This is a genomic window from Campylobacter sp. BCW_6464 (assembly GCF_001762775.1).
GTDB classification, from domain to species: Bacteria; Campylobacterota; Campylobacteria; order Campylobacterales; family Campylobacteraceae; genus Campylobacter_D; species Campylobacter_D jejuni.
The window spans coordinates 1-6,040 of the sequence record NZ_MJXM01000062.1 but is presented as its reverse complement, the minus strand read 5'-3'; the positions used below and the strand labels follow the sequence as shown (position 1 = coordinate 6,040).

Genomic DNA, 6,040 nt, shown 5'->3' with positions numbered 1-6,040 from the left:
GATTGATTTAAATAAATATGATTTTGCCTATGATGAAGAAGGCAGGATCATTTGGGCTTTATATAATGATATTAAAAAAGGCAAATTAAAAGATCCAAGAGATATAGATTCTACTCCTGAAAGTAGAAATAAATTTGATGATGCTATGGATGGATACGAAAATGGAATGGTAACAAGATTTGATGTAGATACTCCAAATGATTGGAGTGAACAACAAGCTACTTTATTCAAAGATACCCTAGTATTAAGCGCCAAACTAGCAGCCCTAACCCCACCTCAAGGCTATCCTAATGCCCCTTATTATTTTACACCTGAAAGATTAGAATGGATTTATAAAAGAGGATATTTAGACAAACTCCTTGATCCAAGAATTCCTGCCATATATAGATATAATTTCCCAAGGGAACTTAGAGCTAAGATACTCAAATTTGCTGAAGAAAATGGCATTAAAGATTAAAGAATCACTCAAAATCTTTAATATACTTTTCCAATGCTTTGATGGTAAGATTTTCAAAAAGAATCTTATCTTCTTTAATATTATTTTGTATGGCAGCTTCAATATATTTAATAAACATATTTTCTTCCATTTCTTCAAATATTGGAGTATATAATTCTTTTGCGATTAGGCTAAGGGCTAAAATATTGATCAATCTTGTGGATTTGATTAAGGGTATATTATTAATAATACTTTCAAAATCTTTAATATTGATAGGAGAATAATCATTATTTAATTTAGAGTTTTGTTGTTTTGTTTTAATATCTTTTAAATTTTTTACCAAACTTTTTAAAACATTTTCATATTCTAATGAATTTGGATTTTTTTGAATTATTTCTTTTAAAAAGCTATCATCTGCCTTTTCTTCTTCGATAAATTTATAATCATTATTTTCTAAAATCTCTTTTAACTCTTTGTTTTTGTCAAAATTTATACTTGTTTTTCCTCTAGGCTTAATTTCAATTTCATCAAAATGATTGCGTTTTTCAATATCTTCTAAGTATTTTTTATTTTCTTTAATGCTTGCTTCAATGCTTTTTGCATCCACAAATCTAAATTCTAAATTACCGATTTTAAAAATATCGCCTATACTGATTATTATTTCATAGCCACTTGGCATTCTAGAAAAGGACTTATTATAATAAATGTCAGAATCTTCAAAAGCCGCAATTGTAAAAGATCCTTCTTCATAAGATACTATGGCATGGGTATTTTTGATTTGTTCTAGTTTATCTTGAATACGAAAAGTGCAATCATCACCGCTTCCTATAGTTCCACCCTTTGTGTTAAATACAAATGTTTTAGAACCACTAATACATTCGTCATAATTCTCAATAGTAATTCCTATTTCTTCTTTTTCTATCATTGTTTATTTACCCCTGTAATATTTTCTACTATTTTAAGATTATTTAAAATATAAACTATATTATTTAATTCACTAGCACCGTTAATAATTTCAAAGTCAAAATATAAGTTTTTATTATTGTTAAATATAATGCTGTATATAGAATTACTTTTATTATCTTTTATAAACTTATACCATGCCCATTCTCCCTTATATGATTTTGTATAATTTAAATTAGGATTAGAGTAGTTATAGGCTGTAAAATTTAAACTTGTTCCATTATTGAATTTTTCTGCTACAATTTGTAGGGTTTGATTAAGAGTATGATCGTATTGGATATTTTTATTATCATAGCCAAGCTTTATAAAGGAAAAATCCGCACTTAAATCAAGGCTTTGAATAGTAAAATTAACTTTTATATTATCATTACCATTTAGTATGAGACTAGAGAGATTGCCTGCATTGGTGATAAAATCTAAAAATTCTTTAGAGAAATTTAATTTTGAAGCAAATTGAGAATTGACAGAATAGTTATTTTTTCTTTTTACTAAAACATTGTTCAAGTATTTTTTATAAAAACTATTTAATGTCCCATTTCTTCCAAAAAATGTTTTAAAACTATCCATACTAAGATCTGCTACACTCTCATCATTAAAAGGATAATATGGTGCAATATCATTAACAAATGGATTATACACTTCATTAATCCAAGCGGTATTAAATAAAGAAATACCATGATTTTCTATAAAATTCCACGAATAATTAGAAAGCTGACTATAATATCTCTCTAAATCATTAGGTAATTTTTTTATGTTCATTTGAAATACAGCAAAAGGATCATTGGCATCTTTATTGCCTCCAAGAGCATATGAAATTTTTTCTTCAGCGCTTTGGTTATTATTAGAACTAAAATCTATAATTTTATTGGATATATTTGTAATATTTGTATTAAGAATATCTAATATTTTTTCATCATCAGCGCCTTTACCCACTTCTATATTGCCAACACTCAAAAGTGTATTTTTGTTTACTAGCTTATGATATTGTGTGAAAGCATTGCTTACCCCAATAAAATTTGATCTAATTTCCCCAGCATTTAATCCTAAATTGTAGGCTTGAGTTAGTAAAACTGCATCATTTAAATTTGTATTAGAACTAACAATTTTTAACAAAGAATATAAGGGGTTTTCTTTTTTTGATAAGATATTAAGCTCATTAAGCATTGCCTCTTTGGTATTATACCTAACAGGTTGCAATGAAGCGAGTAGATTTTGCCAAGCATTTTGGTATTCACTTAAGTATAATTTTAAAATACCCATAGTCAAAGTGTTTTTATTTTCTTTAAAATTGTTATCTAGCATCCAAGATTCAATATTGATTGCGGTGTCAACTTGTTGATTTAAATCATTTAAAAAGTCCATCATACCAACTTTTGTATATATTTTATCTATAGAAGTTATTTGAGAATTATTTGAAAATACACTATTTGCAGCAAAACCTAAATCCTCTTTTATAAGATATTTTTCTTTAGGTTTATCGCTATTTAAAAAATTAAGAAGAATGTAAATTCTTTGAGTTCTACTTATACTCTCAAGTTTTCTTTTTCCTGTATGTATACTGTTTTCATCTTCTGTAAAAGATTTAAGATTAAATTGTTTAAGCTCATCCACCCCTTCTAGAAAGTCATCTTTAGAGATTGAATACTTACTTAAAGTATTCCAATTCTCGTTAATCCAAATTTTTAGTATTTCTTTATTAAAATATTTTTGTTCAAATAAAGATCTATACATATATAATGTTTTGATTAAATTTTCTTTATTTGTATCGGTAAGTAAAGTATATTCCATTTCTTTTAATAAAGTATTTTTTAACACATCTTCATTCAGTTTATAATAAAGTTGTTTAGCTTCTTTAAATCCTTTGTATGAGAGATTTAGATTTAAATATTGAAATATATTATTATCTTGCCAAAGTTCAGGATAAGTATTTAAAATATTTCTCAATTCAATTAAGAAGTCAGCTTTTTGTTTAATATTTAAATTTTGATAATCTTGATCTTTAAGAAGCAATTGTAAAGATCTTAAGGTATTTTGGCTTTTTTCGAATTCTTTATTGTTTTTACTTATAAAATAAGAAGATATAGCATATGTTCCAAAGCTTATGATTAAAATTATAATTAAAAAAGATAATTTTTTAGAATAAGATTTCATAGCGCTTAAAGAATAATCTGTAAAAATTAAATCTTCGAGCAGTGATTTAACAAAATAGCTTTGTTTATTATGTATAATATTGGATTTTGATAATACTTTTTTGCAGTTATATTTCTCACATATGGCATCGAGTAAGAAATTTCTAGGAATATTTTCTTGATAGGCGCTAACAAAATAAACTCCTCTAAGATAAGAATTATTTTTAAGCTTATTTTCTTCTTGTACTTCCAAAATAAAAGTCTTTGCTAATGCAAATAAATTATCAAATTGTTTTAAAAATAAGTAGCTTTTATTTTTATTTTCCATATTGTAAATATGGGAATTTTTACTCATTAAAGAGCATAATAATGAATCACTTAATTCTTTAAATTCATTATTTAAAAATTCTTCACTTAAGATTTTATCAAAAGATAATCCTAAAATTTTATCCGAAATTTTTTTATCGAAAATATCAAAATACTCTTTCATGCCTTCCATCAAGTCAAGTTTTGAAAAAACTATATAGATGGGCAACTTTAAATTCAAAGTTTTTTCACATTCGTTTACTCTTTTTGTTAGATATCTAATAAGATTTTTGGAATACTCCTTAGGATTATTTAAGAAAAGGACAGTATCAACAACTAAAATAATTCCATTTAGTTTGCTATGAAAAAAATTTTTATTGAGAAAAGTAAGGAATTTTTTCCATATATTTTTTTTAATTAAAAAATCTCTATTTTTATCTATATCATCTTCGGGTATTTCATCGCTACTTGTAGGCTTAAAAAATTCTTCTTGTGAAAAATAGTTTCCTTCTGTATCTAACAAAGCGCCTTTTTTTGATACATAAAGTGCAAAATTTCTAGTAGACTTATGGAATTTTTTATAAGACTCTAAACTATCGCTAAGTGGATATTCGATGTTAGAATAATTGATAAAAGTGCTTTTTCCAGCCCCTTCATTTCCTATGATGATAATTAAGGGTAAATTTTTTGTTTTTAAATCATTCTTCCATGTTTCTTTGGCATCTTTAAGAGATAAAAAGAAGTTTCTTTTAGATTTGTAAATAAACTCATCAGCTTCTTTTTTTAGGTCTTTAAATTTTAATCTTTTTTCACTTTTTAAAGAAGATATAAAATTTATAATAGGCTTTAATAAAAAAAATAAAAAAACAATAAGCCAAATTATCAAGATAATACTAAATCTTAAAAATGAGCTACTAAAAATATATATGTCGTTAAAAGCTATTAAAGGACCCCAAAACCAAAATAAAACACTAAAAAGAAAAATACAACAAAGTAAAAAAGCAGTTATAAATAATCTTGATTTTATAAAATCAAATATTTTTTTAAACATCGTTATTCCTTATTTAAAGTAAAAACAAATAAATATTAATATCAATATACAAATATTTTACAAAAATTTATATAGATTAAGATTAAAATGATACAATTTTGAATGTTAAAAAAAATTAAAGGAGGTTCTTTTTATGGCTGAACCAGCGTTTATAAGAATTGAAGGTTCCACACAAGGTTTGATTTCAAGTGGTGCATCTACTGAAGCGAGTATTGGCAATAGATATAAATCAGGTCATGAAGATGAAATCATGGCGCAAGAGGTATCTCATATCGTAACTGTACCCGTTGATCAGCAAAGTGGGCAACCTTCTGGACAAAGAGTTCATAAGCCCTTTTCTTTTACTTGCTCATTGAATAAGTCCGTGCCTTTGTTATATAATGCACTTACCAAAGGAGAAAGACTTCCAACAGTCGAAGTTCATTGGTTTAGAACTGCAGCAAGTGGCGGATCTGAACATTTTTTTACTACAAAATTGGAAGATGCAATTATTACAAATATTGAATTAATAATGCCAAATGCACAAGAGTCAAGTAATCATGATAAAACCGAGCTTTTAAAAGTTTCAATGAGTTATAGAAAAGTAGTTTGGGAACATACTGCTGCTGGAACTAGCGGAAGTGATGATTGGAGAGAAGGTAAAGCTTAATTATAATTATCTTAAAAAATCCCGACTAAAATGCGTAATTATAGTCGGGGTTATATCTTAAAAATATATTTTGTTTTCTTGGTTTTAATTACAAAACTACTTTCTAAATTATAATACTATTTATTCATACATGAAATCATTTATCTTAATGAGCAATTTTTGTCTTCTATGTTTGGATGCTAGCGAGCTAATCTTTATCAAACCACAAAATTACATCTTAATTTTAATAAAATAGAGAATCTAAGGAGATAACCCATGACATATATATTACTTCTTATTATAATTTCTACTATTCTTTCTTATCTTATATTAAAATTTATTTATAAAATCATCTTTAAATCTACAAAAAGCGTTTCAAAGTTTTTAGTCTTTCTTGGAAGTATAGGCTTAATTATCTTTTATTATACTCCTTATTCTTATTATTTAGAGCCTAGTTATTGGCAATTTAGGAATATGTGTAAGTTAAATGAACTTCCTAAAGTATAATAAGATTCTAGGGTATTTTG

Annotated in this window: 4 protein-coding genes and 1 pseudogene; 3 read left to right on the top strand and 2 right to left on the bottom strand. The window is 25.8% G+C overall.

The features are described from left to right. Positions 1-457 (top strand): annotated as a pseudogene (locus AJ885_RS07460) (hypothetical protein); the annotation flags it as partial. A gap of 4 nt (positions 458-461) precedes the next feature. Here the strand turns inward: AJ885_RS07460 and AJ885_RS07455 are convergent. Beyond that, entirely contained in the window at positions 462-1,361 is a 900-nt protein-coding gene (locus tag AJ885_RS07455; protein ID WP_044779682.1) for an FHA domain-containing protein, read from the bottom strand. Continuing rightward, complete coding sequence (gene tssM, locus AJ885_RS07450; RefSeq protein ID WP_070281021.1) at positions 1,358-4,885, bottom strand: type VI secretion system membrane subunit TssM; 3,528 nt, start codon at positions 4,883-4,885, stop codon at positions 1,358-1,360. The genes AJ885_RS07455 and tssM overlap by 4 nt, the downstream gene beginning before the upstream one ends. Before the next feature lie 133 nt (positions 4,886-5,018). On the opposite strand from tssM, the gene AJ885_RS07445 reads away from it, so the two are divergent. Together AJ885_RS07445 and AJ885_RS07440 are read left to right on the top strand one after the other, a co-directional pair. After that, positions 5,019-5,534: an Hcp family type VI secretion system effector gene (locus tag AJ885_RS07445; protein ID WP_044779685.1), complete on the top strand. Its 516-nt coding sequence runs from the start codon at positions 5,019-5,021 to the stop codon at positions 5,532-5,534. Positions 5,535-5,789: 255 nt separating this feature from the next. Further along, positions 5,790-6,020, top strand: a complete 231-nt coding sequence (locus AJ885_RS07440) for a hypothetical protein (RefSeq protein WP_002881838.1) — start codon at positions 5,790-5,792, stop codon at positions 6,018-6,020. Positions 6,021-6,040 lie beyond the last annotated feature (20 nt).